Below are 13,400 nucleotides of genomic sequence, written 5' to 3'. Positions count from 1 at the left end.
AACCGGATTCGAGATCAGGACTCGGTATAGAATGACCTCCGAACAGATAATTAGGCGTTCCGACATATTAAATACCCAGGTGATTACCCGCGACAACGGCAAGCGGCTAGGCATCATCAGTCAAGTCTGGGTTGATATCGATCAACGAGAGGTTGTGGCTCTTGGTTTGCGAGACAGCCTGATCTCTATTTCGGGCATACCGCGCTATATGTACCTCAACAACATCAGCCAGATTGGTGATGTCATCCTGGTTGATAACGAAGATGTCATTGAAGATATCGAAGTTGAATCTCTCAGTAATCTGATTAACTGGGAAGTAATTACAGAAACAGGTGAAGTCTTAGGCAAAGTTCGCGGCTTCAAGTTCAACGGCGAAACCGGGAAGCTTGAATCTATAGTCATTGCTTCTTTAGGATTGCCCCAAATTCCCGATCAATTTCTGAGTACTTACGAGTTCTCAGTAGATGAAATTGTCAGCACTGGCCCCAATCGGTTGATTGTGTTTGAGGGAGCCGAAGAACGAGTAAACCAGTTGACAGTTGGTTTATTAGAGCGGCTGGGTATCGGCAAAGCACCGTGGGAGCGAGATATAGAAGAAGAATACGGCGGCTATACTCCACCGCGCCAAGTTGCACCAGGTAATCAACTGCCTAGCGGAGTGCCATTGCAGCCACCCAGGCAAAAAGTTCGCGCTCCTGAACCCGTAGCGCAAGAAGAAGAATGGAATGAAGACTATGTGGAAGAAGAAAGGCCACAGCGTCAGGTAATGAAGGCGCGGCAGTATGAATCTATTCAATACGAAGAAGATGAGGAAGAAGATAACTGGAGCGAGGCAACGGGCAACGACAGGTATCAACAACCGCAGCCGCTAAAATATCAAGCCCAGCCCTATAGCAAGCCTTATGTTGACGAATACGATGATTATGACGACGTAGAGGGCGATGCTTGGGAAGATGCGCCGAAGCCTGTGAACATTCCTAAGAAAGTCAAGGAAAGACAGCCAGAATACGAAGAAGAAGGCGGATATTAAGTAATTCGTAATTCGTAATGACGCTCGTGACGCTCGATGACTCGCTAACGCTGCGCTAACGTAGTTCGTAATTTTCGGCTTAAATTACAAGTTATTTCTCTGATCAATTCAGCCCTCTCTTTGCAAGCAAGGAGGGGGCTAATTTTTTAGAATAAGTGAGGGGCAAAAGGGTGATGCGAGGGAGTGGAGAATACGCTATTGGCTCAGGGGTAGATATTCAATTCGATCCTGGTATTCATCCTCAAACGAAGCATACGGGTTCCTTTGAGTCGGATGTTATCTGGTGCAAGCGCGTTGAAATACTCTTCCAGTTTCATAAAGCAAGACCCCTCGAATGAACATTCCATTTCAATCATAGAAGAACGCTAAAACAGTTTGTAACTAATTAGTTAAGTGTTCAGAAACTCACCAAAAACTGTTAGCGTCAAACAAAGTAAAATATTGCTGTGGACTTTCGAGCTTGAAAACGCGTTCTAATTACTGGCAACTGCTACCTTATATTCGACTCCAGTGGCAAACTATCACCAAAGGACTTATTGGGATCTTGGGATACGTGCTGGCGACATTAGTATTAATTAATCTCGCTGGTAAATTGGCAACTCCCTTTGCCCAAGGTAATGTAGTAGCGATCGCTCAAATAACTGGTAGCTGTGCTTTAGTCTTTCTTGTTAGAGGTTTGTTTCAGTCTATACAAGATATGTACATGGCGAAAGCTTCTTTGAGAGTTGCTTTTCATCTCCGCCAGCAAGTCTACGCACATCTTCAAAAGCTAAATCTCAGCTATTTTGAAACGGCAAAAGCAGGTGATTTATCTTACCGCCTCACCGAAGATGTTGACCGCGTTGGCGAAGTGGTAAATAAAGTATTTCACGACTTTATCCCCTGCATTTTGCAGTTGCTAGCAATTCCGATTTACATGATTTACCTGAATTGGCAACTGACATTAGCAACAGTGATAGTTGCACCACTGATGGGTATTTTAGTTGGCTGGTTTGGTGAACGCTTGGGCAAGTATTCCTTAAAAAGTCAAAATCGCGTGTCGGGTTTATCAGCCATCCTTGCGGAAGTTTTCAACGGTATTCGTTTAGTACAGGCTTTTGCTGCCGAAAATTACGAAATCGCCCGCTTTGGACATGAAGCAGAACGCAGTCTCAAAGCAAAATACTCAGCCGAACGCCTGAAAGCGATTCAGATTCCCATCATCGGATTTTTGGAAGCCTTAAGTGCGTTATCGTTACTGATTGTGGGAGCTTGGCAAATTTCCCAAGGTAACTTGACAGTGGCGAATTTTTTCAGTTATTTGGCGGCGGCGGCGCTGTTAATTGATCCCATTGGTCACACTACTAACAACTACAACGAATTTAAGCAGGGTGAAGCATCTGTTGACCGCGTTTTTGAATTGATGGCAATTCAGCCGACGGTGATCGAAAAGATAAATGCGATCGCTCTCCCTCCAGTCAAGGGCAAGGTAGAATATCGTCATATTTCCTTCGCCTATAAACCAGGTGAACCTGTATTAAAAGATATCAATTTATTGGTATCGCCTGGTGAAGCGATCGCTCTTGTGGGTGCTTCTGGTGCTGGTAAAACTACATTTGTGAATCTCTTACCCCGTTTTTACGATCCTAAAATTGGTCAAATCTTCATTGACGGGGTTGATATTCGAGATGTGAAGTTGCATAGTCTGCGGCGACAAATTGGGATAGTTCCTCAAGAAACTATTATGTTTTCAGGGACGATTGCCCAAAATATCGCTTTTGGACAAGATATTTTTGAGATAAAAGCAGTTAAAGAGGCGGCGAAAATTGCTAATGCCCATCAATTTATTAGCCAACTACCAGAGGGTTATAAGACTTGGGTAGGCGAACGTGGGGTAAACTTATCTGGTGGACAAAGACAAAGAATTGCGATCGCTCGTGCTGTTTTGCTCAATCCCCAAATTTTGATTCTCGATGAGGCGACATCAGCATTAGATTCCGAGTCAGAAGCACTGGTACAGGAAGCGCTGGAAAGACTGATGGAAAAACGGACGGTGTTTATTATTGCTCACCGTTTATCGACTGTTAGGAGGTGCGATCGGATTTTAGTTCTCGAACAAGGACAAATTGTCGAATCGGGAACCCATGAAGAATTATTAGCCCTAGAACGTCGCTATGCGCGGTTTTATGCCCAGCAATTTAGTTAGCCTGACCAAGAAGATCCCCCCAACTCTTGGTCAAAAGGCTTACTCTAATTCCCTCCTTTTTAAGGAGGGTTAGGGAGGATCAAGTCTTAATCTAAGCGCATTGGTCTATCTCCTAGACTGAATTGCCTTAATTAACTCATAAAAAGGCTGCCAATTATCTTCTTGAGCAATTGCTTCCCAAATAGATTCAATTACAGGTCTTAATAATGCCGTTTTGGGATTATTAACAGTTAGAGTTTGAGCAATTACATCGGTGCGATCGCTATCAAAATCATTCAAAATTTGATGATACAGTATGCACCAATCATCAAAAATTCCTGATGCACCCGGTACTGGCACAATATCTGAACTACTCATTACAAAACCTGGCTCATCTCGCCATTTAGATGAAAAAGTACGAGCCATCTCATAAAAGAATTGGTGATAACCAACTTGGCTCTCTTTCAAAAATTCAATCGTTAGATTCAATAGTTCCACTGTTTTTGAATACGGCAAATCCTCAAAACCTAACTTTTTCAACATCAACGAACTGTATTCAGCTTCATAATACTCATCAAACCTTTCTAATGCAGCTTCCATTTCACCTTTATCAATAATTGCCTTTAAAGGTTCCTGGAGCATTTGTAAATTCAAGTGGCAAATACTTGGTTGATTACCGAAACAATAACGTCCATAATAGTCAAAATATGCAGCTATAAAGGATGGGTTATAAGTCGGGATAAACGCATAAGGACCATAGTCAAAACTCTCTCCAGTAATCGACATATTGTCAGTATTCAGAACTGCATGACAAAAGCCAGCCGCCATCCACTGTGCGACTAGTTCTGCAACCCGTTTCACTAATTCGGCGTAAAACAGGACATATTTATCTTGTTCAGCACTTAAGTGTTGATAATACTGCTCAATTACGTGGTCTAACAGCTTCTTAGTTAAATCTGGACGCTGGAAATAGTGCAGTCGCTCAAAAGTGCCAAACCGAATATGAGAACTGCTCATTCTAATCATCACAGCTGAACGGGTAGGTGAAGGTTCATCGCCCCGCCAAAGGGGTAAACCTGTTTCAATCATGGTTAGACAACGCGAGGTGCGTACACCCAAGTGGTGTAGTGCTTCCGCAGCCAGAACTTCCCGCATCCCACCTTTAAGCGTGAGCATACCATCGCCACCGCGGGAGTAGGGCGTCCTCCCAGAACCTTTCGTGCCAAAATCGTACAATTCGCCATCATTGGCGCGTACTTGCCCGTAGAGAAAGCCTCTACCATCACCCAACTGTCCGTTATATGTACCAAATTGATAGCCGTGGTAACGCAGTGCTAACAAGGGTTTGCGCCCCTGAAATTGACCAAAGGCTGTGATAAAATCTTCGTCTTTGACTACTTGGGGGTCTAGACCGAAACGGGGTAATAGTTCATCGTTACGCCAACGCAGGAGGTGTTGGGGAAATTCCGCTGCTGCAACCTCATCGTAGTAGTCACCGCCTAAAGATTCTAAGGCTGGTTCGTAGTTGAGGGTGAGAAAAGGATTGCTAGAATTTTTGTAGTTTGGAGTTTCAGCCAGAGTCATTACGAGCAAAGCTTAATTCATTCTTCCTTTAATACTACCTCTGGCTTTAGCATCATCAGCATAGACGCAAAAAGCGACCGATATCTAAATGGTATCAAAATCTGGAGCGCTTCAGGAGGCAGGAGTAACCCACCTTAAAAAACGTGGAATTGAAGTAAGAACGAAGCATTCTACGGCGGGCGTCTCCTCTTCTGCCAAAAAGAGAGGCTATGCGAACGCGGAGCGTCTCGTAGAGAACGGAGAAGACCGCACTGACTCGTTTGTATTTTATAACACTTTCTGACCGATGCAATTCTTCTTTTTAAACTGGCTAATGACCCAACACTGCGTTCTTTTAGAAGAAATAAAGTTTTGTACATAAAAAAAATAAGACTGGCTCAACCGAAGTTTGGATAAAATCCGCCAGTCTTCCGAAACTTAATCTTAATTAAATAAAACTGATTTTTTATTTTTTAATTGGTTGTGATGTTAGTGGAGTAACTCCTACTGAGTTTGATGTTGGTTGTGATGCCTGTGAAGATAGAATTTTTTTCACTTGCAGGTTATAAGTTTGCAAAATTGATTGAACCTGTTTCTGTTGATTTTGATTCAGATCCAAAGATTTTAAAACTATTCTGATTCTCTGACGGGATTGCAGTGCCGCCTTAAATTTAGTATCTTGGGACGGGTTTAATAGAGCCTCAATATCCTTATCTCTTTGCTGGCGAGCCACTTGGATTTGTAGGCGCTGTTGCTGTGTGAGTTTGATTGGCTGGTGTGATGCAGCACTAGTCTGAGTTTTTAAGGCTGGTGTAGTAGCAGAATTTGGGACTGGTGCTGCCAAGACAACTCCGTTTAAGATGGTAGCAAAAGCGAAGATAGTAGAAAAGACAGATAAGCGCTTTATAGAATTAATGAGCATTTTAAAAAACTCCTCAATTATTTAAGAAAATTGGACACATCGGCTAAAGCTAACTTTAATAACTAAGCCTGGTAGTGAACAAATATTACTATTGCATTTGCTTGTGGAGTTGTTGTGTAGTTATGATGAATTTGCTATGAATTTGTAGATATTCACAATTGATATATTAAATTCATTCTCAGATAGATATTATAGGATTGTAAATAGCTGTAAGGTGGGCATTAATCACAAACTACAAACAAGTATTTGAGTGAACTTTAAGCATTGTTTACTTATATAGATTGCTAAACAAGGTTTATAAGTAAAAATTATAAATGAATGGATTTTTAAGCAGGTATAATCGATAAACAAAATAAATAATCTTACAATAATCCTCAGCCTTTTTAAATTTTAGGTGCTTTCCAATCAGAATTTGTAAGACTTGTCAAAATATGATCTTCCCATTGCCCATTAATTAACAAATAGTCTCTAGCGTATCCTTCAACGACAAAACCGAGTCTTTTGAGTACATTACCACTGCGCCGATTGTGAGGCATATAATTAGCCATAACTCGGTGAAAATTTAACTCTTCAAATAGATATTGAGTTGCAGATTTTAACCCCTCTGTCATATAGCCTTTAGCTTGTTTATTTTCAGCAAGGCTATATCCCACATAGCAAAAATGAGCTACTCCTCGGACAAAATTACTAAAATTGACTGTTCCAATAACTACAGTGGGATTTTTTTGGGTAAAAATAAATAGTTTTAATGATTGACCATTGATAAATTCTATAAAACTATTCTCTATCTGATATTGCCAATATTCTTCAGTGAAAAAACCATCAGCCCAAAGAGGGTAAAATGGAGTGAGATAAGTTTTGTTATCAATGAAGTATTTGACAATTTGGGGTATATCTTCATGGATCGCTGCTCGTAATAATAGGCGATCGCTTGCAATTGTTGGCAGTTCTGATATCATAAATTACTTAATCAAGGGTATCTCTTTCCAGAACATTCTCTAAATCTTATAAATTCTCTCATAACCTGCGGTTTAGCAGCAGCAGTTAGATTAGCTGCCTTATCATTTGGACTTACGCAAGTGTCATAGCTTTTTCATAAAGTTTGTTAGGAGTCAAGGGTCAATAATCCTGAATCCATGAGTATTTTTGCTCTTAATCTGCCATTCAACCAAAATCTTGATAAGCTGATGTCTAATATCTAGAGCGGAAGGATTGAGAGCCAATGGGTGATAAAGCACAGTGCGGGGCATAACTTCGATAAAATCGCTTTGCCTAAACGCTGTACCGCAGCAGATTCAAGCAAAAGACAGCTCAAGATTCAACCCAGTCTACAAGAAGGATAGTGATGTGGTGGGAATACGCTACGATTGGCAGGAATTAGAGATTCGGGCGATATACAACACGCCATTGCTAGAGCTTATTTATCAAGCTGCTAGCGTGCATCGCCAATATCATGACCCAACAAAAATACAAGTTTGCAAGCTCATATCTATCAAAACGGGAGGTTGTCCAGAAGATTGTAGCTACTGCGCCCAATCTTCCCGCTATAAAACAGAGGTAAAGGCGCAAGCACTTCTAGAAAAGGAAACGGTAGTTAACATCGCTCAAAAAGCGAAAGAAACTGGTGTTAGTCGCATTTGTATGGGTGCTGCTTGGCGCGAAGTGCGGGATAACTCACAATTTGAGGAAGTCTTGGAAATGGTCAAGGATGTGACTGCAATGGGTTTAGAAGTGTGCTGCACTCTGGGTATGTTGACGGCAAATCAAGCCAGAAAATTGTCAGAAGCAGGACTTTATGCCTACAACCATAACTTAGATACCTCGCAGGAATATTACAGCACAATTATTACCACAAGGACATATAGCGATCGCTTGAACACAATTGAGAATGTCCGTCAGACAAATGTCACTGTCTGTTCCGGCGGTATCCTGGGCTTGGGCGAAACTGTCGATGACCGGGTTGGGATGTTACAAACTTTGGCAAACTTACATCCGCATCCAGAGTCTGTGCCAATTAATATTCTCTCACAAGTACCGGGCACACCCTTAGAAAATCAGCCTGATGTCCCCATTTGGGATATTGTGCGGATGATTGCCACAGCCAGAATTTTAATGCCAGCTTCCGATGTGCGTCTTAGTGCCGGTAGGGCGAGACTTTCTCAAGTTGAGCAAGCTTTCTGCTTTATGGCAGGAGCTAATTCTATCTTTTCCAGCGATGACAACAAGATGTTGACAGTAACAACTCCTTGTCCCGATTACGATACTGACCGAGAAATGCTGAATTTACTTGGCTTGGGAATGCGTCCGCCTTCCCAAAGACAAGAGAAAGTAGTAAGTTCGGCTGTTGTCGGATAAATATCTGATTGTGGGATAGCTGAAAGGCTCATCCCACAATAAATAATTGGATATTTTTTTACTTGGAAGTCCCTAAGTACTGCATTTCATTAATTCGTAGCGAATTAAATTTAGCAATACGTTGCAATGCCAATGCATGGGGATACATTGTTAATGCGTTCCCTTGCAATGCCAATGCATGGGGATACATTGTTAATGCGTCCCCTTGCAATGCCAATGCATCACGATACAATGTTAATGCGTCCCCCTGCAATATCAATGTATCCCGATACATTGTTAATGCGTTCCCCTGCATTAAAACTGTACTAAGCAGGTGTCAATAAAATCAGCTGCTGCTGAAGAAGTGTTCTGACCCCATCCAATTCCAGTTGTACACTTGCTAAAATATCTGCCACTGTTGAATTAGCATCACATCTTTGCATAAACTCAAACTCTGCTACAGATAAGTTAACAATCTGGTAATCGTAATTAAAGAAACATTGACTGGGAAATCCCTCAATACAAGGATTAAGTTCGGGAATCGCTGCCAGTAGGGCGTTATCGTCTGACCAGTTAGCTTTGATTAAGGGAGGACGACCGAGGAAAAACTCGTAATGAGTTACTTCTGGGTCTAATAATTCTATCAGGCGATAAAGCTGGCGATCGCTCAGTTCTTTTGCCCGTTCTACTAACTCTGGTGCTTTACCTAAAAGTCTCTCTAAATCCCAGAAACTCGGATTCGAGAAACCAATAAACTCCAATCCCGAAGCATCTATTAATTCAAACAGCGTTTCAATGTTGTAGTCAATTTCTTGGGGATGAACATACATATCAGCAAAATATTCATCCTTATTGTTTTCTAGTGACCAACGTTGTTTATCGTATTTGACAATTCGGTTATTTTCTGGTAGAGAAGCGAATATTTGTCGCCCAACTTGGACACCATCGCGATAGTCGCCTTTTTTGTCACCTTGAATAAGTGCGATCGCTTTTTGCATGAGTTGAATTTCCCAACGTCCCAACTCCCCGTACACAAAAATGTGCATGAAGCCGCCTGGGGCTAACTTCTTCGCCAAAGCTTGAATACCACGAATGGGATCGGGGGTATGATGCAAAACGCCAACACAGTTAATTAAATCAAACTCACCCGGTAACTGTTCCACATCAAACAAACTGAGGTGATGAAATTCAACACGGTTCGCCCCAGAACGCTGACAACGTTCTTTGGCTACAGCTAAAGCACCTGTACTGAGGTCAATTCCCACAACAGAAGCTTGTGGATTGAGGTGAACCAGGTACTCTGTACCCACACCAGTACCGCAACCTGCATCTAAAATCCGAATATCTTGTCTTCGAGGTTTTTGACCTGTGCAGAAGTTATGAGCGGCTAGCCAATTCCAGCGCCAGTTATAGCCTGGAGGTGGTTCATCCAACAGGGCTTCCGGCGGAAAGGGGTAGGTATTGTAGAGTTTGGCAACAGCAGCACTAACAGTTTGGGAATCGGACATGATGAGGAATAACGCAGCATTTCTGAGTTTAGCGGATAGTGGCTGATTAGAGCAAAGATTACTATTGCTTATTTACTGCTACTTATCCAACAGCAAAGTCAGTAAATTCGCGTTTATAAGGAGCATGAAATCCTAATACAATATCTTCTTTAGGTACTCCAGCAGCAATTAATTCATTAGCGATACCGATTTCTGTACCATCTCTTTGTATCCAAATTTTTTTGTCTTTGATATCAACATGAATGATAACCCCATAAATTCTCCGTTGTTCTTTCCAGCCAATATTTAAGACTTGATAATGATGGCGTTCTGCGTCAAACAACAATTGAACCTCTGTGCCATTAGCCACGTCATTAGCTGAATGGTTACTTAAAATATCTTGAATAATTTGAGAGTAATTTATTCCTTCCATAAAACAATGTCCTGACTTAAAGAATTAAATATTAAAAGTTTAATTTGATATTCTTTTAAAGAATCTTGAATAAATTGACGTGAGAAAAAGTCTTGGTATGTATCTTGGCTAATAGCTAGATATAAAATACGTTCTGGTTCTTCTTTTTTTAATGCTAGCCGATAATTCAAGGTTTGACCTAAAGCGAGATGAAATTCCGTTACTTCTGATGCACCTACAAAGGATTTAATTTCTACAGCTATTTTTTGACCTTGTTTTTGTGCTGCTAATAGTCTTTCTGCTCCTAAATCTACAAAAAATTCAATGTCATCAACTTTCAGATGTAGTGGATCATGGGTAATCATCCAACCATCTTTTTCTAAAGCAGTGCGAACAGATTGATGGAATATATCTTTAGAAGGCATAGATATCGTAAAGTCTGGCAACAGCAGCGCTAACGGTTTGGAAGTCTGACATTTCAGGAGGAATATTGCAGCAATTCTGAGTTTAGCGAATGCGGAACACTTCAGGTATACAGATAATTGCGATCGCCATCAGCCCATATATTTTAAGCAGGAAAGTTGTTTCAGTAAAAACACTAGTGTTTAAGTATTTATTAGCTAATAAGATTTAATTGTTATTTTGTATAATAATTTACTTAGTCAGGAGTATTCAATGGCTATAGGAATGCCTGAATTCCTTGAAAATCCAGAAAATCGTTGCCCTGTAATTCTGTTACTTGATACTTCTGGCTCTATGTCAGGTCAGCCTATCCAAGAGTTAAATCGAGGACTTGCTGCTTTCAAAGCAGATGTACTAAAAGATTCCCAAGCATCGCTGAGTGTGGAAGTGGCTATGATCACCTTTGGTCCCATAGTTAAACTCACGCAAGACTTTGTGACGATTGACCAATTTACACCGCCTACATTGGAAGTAGGTGGTTTAACCCCAATGGGTGCGGCGATTGAGTATGCTTTGGATTTTCTAGAAAATCGGAAACAGACTTATAAAGACAACGGTATTCTCTATTATCGCCCTTGGGTATTTTTGATTACAGATGGAGAGCCAAATGACTCCTGGCAGCCAGCTGCGCAAAGGATCAGAGAAGCAGAAGCACAACGCCGACTTTCATTTTTTGCGGTTGGTGTACAGGGTGCTGATATGAATATTCTCAAACAAATTTCTGTTCCTGAACGTCCACCAATTATGCTCAATGGCTTAGATTTTCGTGAGTTGTTTGTCTGGCTTTCTGCTTCGATGAAACGGGTTTCTAGTGCCAAAGTAGGACAAGCTGTAGCTTTACCGACTATGGGATGGGGTCAAATTACTAGTTAGAGGAAATTTTGTGAATTGGAAAGCTGTTGCACGTTCAGAGATTGGAACAAGTCATCAAAAGCAGGGGATAGTTTGTCAAGATTATGGGAATTATCGCATCTTTAATGATGTGATTGTAGGTGCTGTTGCTGATGGTGCTGGTAGTGCTAAACATTCTGATGTTGGTTCTAAGTTGGCGGTAGAAACAGTACTGAAATACTTTTCTGATATTAATGAATTTCCTCATAAGCAAGCTTTTTCTCAACCACTTGACAAAGAAGAAGCTCAGAAAGTGTTTGCTAAGATCGTGAACCAAGTTATTACAGAATTACAGAAGCAAGCAGATGAAGGAGATTATTCTGTCAATGATTTAGCTTGTACATTGTTGATTTTCGTGGCAACTCCTGACTGGCTTGCAGCTATGCAAATCGGGGATGGGTTTATTGTGGTGCGTTCTCAAGATTCAGAATATCAACTGTTATTTCAGCCAGATAAAGGCGAGTTTGCTAATGAAACGACTTTTATCACTTCAGCAAATGCAGTAAAAGAAATGCAGGTAAAGGTTATTCATGAAAAACAAGAGTTTATTTGTGCTTCCACTGATGGACTCGAAAAAGTAGCAATTCGCTTGAGCGACTGGGAACCTTTCTCACCTTTCTTTAAACCTTTGGAGGAATACTTGCACGAAACTGTTAATCCAGAGGAGGATGATAAATATCTGACGGAATTCCTCAACTCTGAACGGCTAAATTCTCGCACTGACGATGATAAAACTTTACTTTTGTGCTTGTTTGATGAGAGTAAAATTCAATGACAGTTCTCACCTGTACCAGTACGGGACAATCGATTACTCTGCTGGGTGAAGCGATCGCTGATAGTGGTGAAGGTAAAATTTGGCGAACTAATCGCAATGGTTACTTAGCGAAAATTTACCACTCGCCAACTCCTGAGCATGTGCAAAAGTTGGCGGTGATGATAATGCACCGACCCAAAGAGCCAAACTCTCACCTCAATCATATTTCTTTTGCTTGGCCTAAGTCGGTACTGAAAGATGCTCAGGCTAATTGTGTGGGCTTTTTGATGCCGGAAATTAAGGAGGGAAAAGAACTTATTGATGTTTACAACCTCAAGCGCCGTAAGACTTTGAAACTTGATGTTGATTGGCGTTTTCTCCACACAACAGCGCTGAATATCGCCTCAATTATTGAAGCAATTCACATTTCTGGCTATGTTTTGGGTGACATCAAGCCGCAAAATATTCTTGTAAACGATCGCGCCTTACCTTCAATTATTGATACTGATTCTTTTCAGGTTCGGAATCCAAAAAATAATAAGGTTTATCGTTGTCTAGTTGGTTCAGAGGGCTTTACACCACCGGAACTGATTGATAAAGATTTTTCTAGCATTGATCAAACCGAAGTACACGATCGCTTCCGGTTAGCAGTGATTATCTATCAGTTGTTGTTTGGTGGTCAAACTCCTTTTACAGGAAAGTGGATAGGTGCGGGAGAACCTCCAGAAGCTAATGATCGTATCCGTGATGGTTTATGGCTGTATGCACCAAATAGTTTGATTCAACCTGTAGATATAACAATTCCTCTTGAGATTGTTCACCCAGAGGTTCAGCGGTGTTTTCTCAGATGCTTTAACGATGGCTATAAAAATTCTAACTTGCGCCCAACTGCTAGGGATTGGGTAAAGGCGCTCAGACTTGCTGTCAATGAGTTAACTATCTGTGGAAAGGTAGACAGCCACTATTACAGCCGAAATTATGGTAAGTGTTATTGGTGCGATCGCTCTACAAAACTTGGTATTGATATATTTCCTGGTTTTGCTAGACCAAAACAAGCTGCTTTTATTGAATCAACATCACAGGCTAAAGTTTTTGCAGCGACTAAGACCCTAGAACTGGTTAATCAAGAACAAAAGATAATAACTGTAGTTGGGAAAGTTACTAATATTCATTATTTTCATCAGCCAATTAGTAGAAATGTTTTGGTTGCGTGGATTGTTGGGATTGGATTATTATTGTGCTTTATTTTTGATTGGTATATTATGTTTGCTTGGTTTTGTTATAGTTGCTTAATTATATTTTTATGTGCTTTGGGTCGTAAACTGAACCGTATTAAGATATAGTCTAATCTTCTAAACTAAAATTAGGCATTTTCTCAAAA

13 protein-coding genes are annotated in these 13,400 nt (G+C 40.9%); 6 read left to right on the top strand and 7 right to left on the bottom strand.

Annotated features, from left to right (window positions below; all coding sequences use genetic code 11):
- Window positions 1-31: 31 nt before the first annotated feature.
- Entirely contained in the window at window positions 32-1,030 is a 999-nt protein-coding gene (locus V7L12_RS24290; protein ID WP_335088218.1) for a PRC-barrel domain-containing protein, read from the top strand.
- Window positions 1,031-1,490: 460 nt separating this feature from the next.
- Window positions 1,491-3,215 (top strand): ABC transporter ATP-binding protein, encoded by a 1,725-nt coding sequence (locus V7L12_RS24285; protein WP_335088216.1) that lies wholly within the window; start codon window positions 1,491-1,493, stop codon window positions 3,213-3,215.
- Window positions 3,216-3,320: 105 nt separating this feature from the next.
- On the opposite strand, the gene V7L12_RS24280 is transcribed toward V7L12_RS24285, so the two are convergent.
- The 3 genes from V7L12_RS24280 to V7L12_RS24270 form a co-directional block, all read right to left on the bottom strand.
- The gene (locus V7L12_RS24280) at window positions 3,321-4,778 is read right to left on the bottom strand and encodes a protein adenylyltransferase SelO (RefSeq protein ID WP_335088214.1); all 1,458 of its coding nucleotides are present in this window, start codon (window positions 4,776-4,778) and stop codon (window positions 3,321-3,323) included.
- A 445-nt stretch (window positions 4,779-5,223) separates the two neighbouring features.
- Window positions 5,224-5,679, bottom strand: a complete 456-nt coding sequence (locus tag V7L12_RS24275; protein WP_335088213.1) for a hypothetical protein — start codon at window positions 5,677-5,679, stop codon at window positions 5,224-5,226.
- A gap of 383 nt (window positions 5,680-6,062) precedes the next feature.
- On the bottom strand, window positions 6,063-6,638 hold the full coding sequence (locus V7L12_RS24270) for a GNAT family N-acetyltransferase (RefSeq protein WP_335088211.1): 576 nt from the start codon (window positions 6,636-6,638) through the stop codon (window positions 6,063-6,065).
- A gap of 388 nt (window positions 6,639-7,026) precedes the next feature.
- Here V7L12_RS24270 and bioB point away from each other — a divergent pair, with 388 nt between their 5' ends.
- Window positions 7,027-8,034, top strand: coding sequence for a biotin synthase BioB (gene bioB / locus V7L12_RS24265; protein ID WP_335088209.1), 1,008 nt, complete (start codon window positions 7,027-7,029; stop codon window positions 8,032-8,034).
- A 58-nt stretch (window positions 8,035-8,092) separates the two neighbouring features.
- Here bioB and V7L12_RS24260 read toward each other — a convergent pair whose 3' ends face one another.
- The 4 genes from V7L12_RS24260 to V7L12_RS24245 form a co-directional block, all read right to left on the bottom strand.
- A complete protein-coding gene (locus V7L12_RS24260) occupies window positions 8,093-8,308 on the bottom strand; it encodes a hypothetical protein (RefSeq protein WP_335088207.1) in 216 nt (71 codons plus the stop codon).
- A gap of 31 nt (window positions 8,309-8,339) precedes the next feature.
- Window positions 8,340-9,521 carry a class I SAM-dependent methyltransferase gene (locus tag V7L12_RS24255; RefSeq protein ID WP_335088205.1) on the bottom strand — a complete coding sequence of 394 codons (1,182 nt, stop codon included), beginning with the start codon at window positions 9,519-9,521 and terminating at the stop codon, window positions 8,340-8,342.
- Between the two features lie 82 nt (window positions 9,522-9,603).
- Complete coding sequence (locus V7L12_RS24250; protein ID WP_335088203.1) at window positions 9,604-9,933, bottom strand: XisI protein; 330 nt, start codon at window positions 9,931-9,933, stop codon at window positions 9,604-9,606.
- A complete protein-coding gene (locus tag V7L12_RS24245; protein WP_334909352.1) occupies window positions 9,921-10,337 on the bottom strand; it encodes a XisH family protein in 417 nt (138 codons plus the stop codon). Before V7L12_RS24245 ends, V7L12_RS24250 begins: the two co-directional genes overlap by 13 nt.
- 250 nt (window positions 10,338-10,587) lie before the next feature.
- On the opposite strand from V7L12_RS24245, the gene V7L12_RS24240 reads away from it, so the two are divergent.
- From V7L12_RS24240 to V7L12_RS24230, 3 genes are read left to right on the top strand one after another with little or no spacing between them, the layout of a single operon-like run.
- Window positions 10,588-11,247, top strand: a complete 660-nt coding sequence (locus V7L12_RS24240; RefSeq protein ID WP_335088201.1) for a vWA domain-containing protein — start codon at window positions 10,588-10,590, stop codon at window positions 11,245-11,247.
- Between the two features lie 10 nt (window positions 11,248-11,257).
- The gene (locus V7L12_RS24235) at window positions 11,258-12,040 is read left to right on the top strand and encodes a PP2C family serine/threonine-protein phosphatase (RefSeq protein WP_335088199.1); all 783 of its coding nucleotides are present in this window, start codon (window positions 11,258-11,260) and stop codon (window positions 12,038-12,040) included.
- On the top strand, window positions 12,037-13,362 hold the full coding sequence (locus tag V7L12_RS24230) for a helix-hairpin-helix domain-containing protein (protein WP_335088197.1): 1,326 nt from the start codon (window positions 12,037-12,039) through the stop codon (window positions 13,360-13,362). Before V7L12_RS24235 ends, V7L12_RS24230 begins: the two co-directional genes overlap by 4 nt.
- Window positions 13,363-13,400: the final 38 nt, after the last annotated feature.

The sequence above is a fragment of the Nostoc sp. genome (genome assembly GCF_036918245.1).
Classification (GTDB): Bacteria; Cyanobacteriota; Cyanobacteriia; order Cyanobacteriales; family Nostocaceae; genus Nostoc.
This window is presented reverse-complemented; position numbering and strand designations above follow the sequence as displayed.

Coding starts and splice junctions, on each gene's coding strand:
- V7L12_RS24245 (WP_334909352.1), bottom strand. CDS start 10,337: ATGCCTTCTAAAGATATATTCCATCAATCTGTTCGCACTGCTTTAGAA.
- V7L12_RS24240 (WP_335088201.1), top strand. CDS start 10,588: ATGGCTATAGGAATGCCTGAATTCCTTGAAAATCCAGAAAATCGTTGC.
- V7L12_RS24230 (WP_335088197.1), top strand. CDS start 12,037: ATGACAGTTCTCACCTGTACCAGTACGGGACAATCGATTACTCTGCTG.
- V7L12_RS24290 (WP_335088218.1), top strand. CDS start 32: ATGACCTCCGAACAGATAATTAGGCGTTCCGACATATTAAATACCCAG.
- V7L12_RS24260 (WP_335088207.1), bottom strand. CDS start 8,308: ATGTATCGGGATACATTGATATTGCAGGGGGACGCATTAACATTGTAT.
- V7L12_RS24255 (WP_335088205.1), bottom strand. CDS start 9,521: ATGTCCGATTCCCAAACTGTTAGTGCTGCTGTTGCCAAACTCTACAAT.
- V7L12_RS24275 (WP_335088213.1), bottom strand. CDS start 5,679: ATGCTCATTAATTCTATAAAGCGCTTATCTGTCTTTTCTACTATCTTC.
- V7L12_RS24250 (WP_335088203.1), bottom strand. CDS start 9,933: ATGGAAGGAATAAATTACTCTCAAATTATTCAAGATATTTTAAGTAAC.
- V7L12_RS24270 (WP_335088211.1), bottom strand. CDS start 6,638: ATGATATCAGAACTGCCAACAATTGCAAGCGATCGCCTATTATTACGA.
- V7L12_RS24280 (WP_335088214.1), bottom strand. CDS start 4,778: ATGACTCTGGCTGAAACTCCAAACTACAAAAATTCTAGCAATCCTTTT.